Source organism: Levilactobacillus yonginensis (assembly GCF_003946265.1).
In the GTDB taxonomy this organism is placed as follows: Bacteria; Bacillota; Bacilli; order Lactobacillales; family Lactobacillaceae; genus Levilactobacillus; species Levilactobacillus yonginensis.
Window position 1 is genome coordinate 1 of record NZ_RHNO01000051.1, and the last position, 3,312, is coordinate 3,312.

3 protein-coding genes are annotated in these 3,312 nt (G+C 40.5%); all 3 read left to right on the forward strand.

Going from position 1 to position 3,312, the window contains the following annotated elements:
* The first annotated feature begins 254 nt into the window (after window positions 1-254).
* The 3 genes from EKM87_RS12210 (at window position 255) to EKM87_RS12220 (ending at window position 3,081) form a co-directional block, all read left to right on the forward strand.
* Window positions 255-1,193, forward strand: coding sequence for a CAP domain-containing protein (locus EKM87_RS12210; protein WP_125685020.1), 939 nt, complete (start codon window positions 255-257; stop codon window positions 1,191-1,193).
* Window positions 1,194-1,914: 721 nt separating this feature from the next.
* Complete coding sequence (locus EKM87_RS12215; protein WP_125685022.1) at window positions 1,915-2,460, forward strand: hypothetical protein; 546 nt, start codon at window positions 1,915-1,917, stop codon at window positions 2,458-2,460.
* 54 nt (window positions 2,461-2,514) lie between these two features.
* Window positions 2,515-3,081 (forward strand): hypothetical protein, encoded by a 567-nt coding sequence (locus EKM87_RS12220; RefSeq protein WP_125685024.1) that lies wholly within the window; start codon window positions 2,515-2,517, stop codon window positions 3,079-3,081.
* Window positions 3,082-3,312: the final 231 nt, after the last annotated feature.

The window sequence follows — 3,312 nt, forward strand, 5'->3', positions numbered from 1 at the left end:
CCGTAAATGTCTCGGATGGAAAACGCCTTATGAAATATTCTTTAATGTAGTGTTGCACTTAATTTGACAATTCAAGCGTTAAAAAAATTTGATGAGGGTGCTTTTGAGTTTGGTTACGGTGTTCTGCAAATCATGAGTTAGTGTGCCTGGCGGCTATTACATTTATTTACGGTGATAATATAATCAGTACTGACTTTATTTGTACATTTGGTTAATGGTACAATTAGCGATATATTACATAGGAGGAGCTTATCATGTCAAAAATCACTAAATTAATCGCTGTTATCGCAGCTTCTGCTGGTGTTGCGGGAGTCATGGTCACAACTGCTAAGCCAGTTAACGCCTCAGCCAGCACTAAGTTCCGGTACTACAAGAATATCAAGGACCGAACGTACAAAGTCACTAACAAGAAGGGCGTTATCTATTCAAACGGTAAGATCAAGCACAAGACCGGTGCCAAGCTGGGCGAATATGGTAAGTATGTGACTGGCTACTACTCATCACACGTGACTGTCAACGGCCACAAGCGGGTCTACTACAAGTTCAAGACTGGCTCGAAGCATACTGGTTGGGTCTGGAGCGGCTACTTGAAGAAGACGTCTAACAAGTCTAGTAAGACAACATCGACTTATAAGCCTTATAAGAATGATAGTAACTGGGGTGAATCCGACTTTGACCGCTTATCTAAAGGTAAACGCTTCAAGATGAATATCAGTGAATATCGTCAAGGCTTCTTGGCTACTGTTAACGCTGAACGGGCAAAACGTGGAATCAGTTCACTCAAAGAAGACACTGGATTAGATGGCGTAGCAATGAAACGTGACCTTGAATCAAACGTTAACGGTTCTCACTATACCGCAGAAGGTCGGTTAGCAGCTAAAGTCGAAGCTGAAGCTGTAGGTATCAACTATGTCAAAACTGAAGCAATCGGTATGGATGGTGTCAACATGATTTCTCATGGACTTAATGAGGACGACAGCCTTGATAATAGTACCAAGCTTAACACCGTTATTGATTCTTCATACAATGCTGGTAAAGCTCGTGTATTGGCTTATATCTATGATGATGCTGATAGCGACTACGGCCATCGTGACTCTATGCTCAATCGTGCCTACAATGTTATTGGCATCGGTGCTCACAGCATCAGCGACAACACCGTCGCATCTAACGCTGCAATTTTTGGCACCAAGTAACCTTTAGTTCACATTTCTTTCACAGTTACATTAAGTCCACTCAGTTTAATGATTGAGTGGGCTTTTATTTTGCAAAAAGATCACTCAAATAGGGGATGTCATCATTTCAAAATAAATTAAGTTACTTCCAATGGCGGCGTTAATCGGTACTAAAGTTGTGTTATTTGTAATAGTCGGCTGTATTGACTGGTATGGTTATAACTGCATTTAGCCAACAGAATATCTAATACGATTTCGACCAGCACTATCAAAATCAAGAGCCAAATGTTGATTACTAATACACATAATGTATTTAGAGTATAGTCAAATGCAATTTCGCATTTATCTATGTTCAAGAGGCAATAATAGGGTGGAGAGAAGGCAGAGAAATAGGGCCTAATTTTTCGAATGAGATGGACTAATTAGCCCAATATATTAAAATTCAATTGAACTATTAGGATTAGTAAATTATTATTTAGGAATAGTGATGAATAAAGGTGATCATTATAGATGAATAGGGTTAATAACGAAAAAGCCGGTGTAAGCTATAAGTGAATTGTGAAGCCGATAATTTGGTAGCGTAATTACATAAGTATAAAACTGAGGACCTTAATAACAGCACAGCTGCGAAATATGTATGACTTATTGAGACGACTAAGTTAAGGTTTGAAGCTCGTGTAAGGTAAATAAAGGCCTAACCGGACTCAAGCGGCTAGGGTCAAAATGAAGGGAGTTTTTATCAATGAAAAAACTGAATCGAATTCTAGTCGCCACCATGATGGCAGTGACCATGGCAGGCGGTACAGTGGTACCAAGTGTTGCTGCATCGGCTGCAACGAATACTGGTTATAGCCGAATTCGTAAAGTAAATACGTGGCATCATGCCAAATATCGGGTCAAGAATACTAAGGGCCGGACTTACAAGATGACGGGTACCACTAAAAATGTGAAATTGAAGGCCAATCACTATTTGAAGAATTATAAGAAAAACAAGTGGACTCGAACGAAAATCACCCAGATCAAGCATAAAGGTAGTTGGATGGTCTATTACTATATGACACCAATTACGAAAAAGAAGCACACTGGTGGTTGGGTTAAATTGACGGATATGAAGCCGGTTAAGACCTTTAAAGCATCCGAGCATACTGAGGCTGATTTTGACACGTGGTATCGAACATTAACTAACACGGGTCGTACGCATTATGCACACAGTACTGATGGCGCTGCGCTTAATGGGTTAGGCGATCCAGCACAATTTCCTGATACAGCTAGTATTTACTTTAAATAACATAATGTCATGTTTGAAATTCACCGTCTGGTAAAAATCAAAGGAGTTTTTAAATTGAAGAGAATAAATATTGTGTTTACGGCCTTTGCTGCCATACTGACGCTTGGCGGCAGTTTACTTCCCGCCACACCAGTTAATGCTAGTGCCAGATATCGTCGAACTAAGATTGTGAAAGTTAAAAAGGGCAATTACGTTGTCCGAAACAAAAAGGGAAAGACCTATAAATTTAAGGGTAGTGCAAAGAAGCTGACCTTGAAGACCAACCATTATCTGAAGAACTATACCAAGTCAACATGGAAGCGCACCAAGCAAACCAAGGTTTACCGTCAAGGTAAGAAAAAGGTGGTTTACTATTATGTGACGACTTCTAAGAATAAAGCCGCGGGCTGGGTTAAAAAGTCTGACTTAAAGGTTAAGCGTGCTAAACAGACGACCGCGGTTACTAAAACTAGTTCTAGTGCCAAAGTGGTAAAGCAGACGACTACTAAGTCAACCAAGTCGACTAAAAGTAAGCAGGCCACGGCAAGTGCTAAAGCTAAGGCTGAATCCCGTAAGAGCGCGGAAGGCCGTGTAGGAACACGTGGTGCCGGTGGTGGTAAATTACCTTCATTTTGGGACTAGCTGATCAGTTTAACTGGTCTCAGCTATTATAGATGGAACCAGTGCAGCAGCTGGCCAAGTAACTCGAACACAAGGAAGCTTTATTTAATACTACCTGTAAAGTTCTACCAATAATTATCTAAACGGACGCTATAAAGGACAGAGACTAACCGAATGTACTAGTCCCTGTCAAGTTGACGGATGAAATACTATAATTTTTGTAGATTTGATTAAGCGGCTTCACCGCGGTAT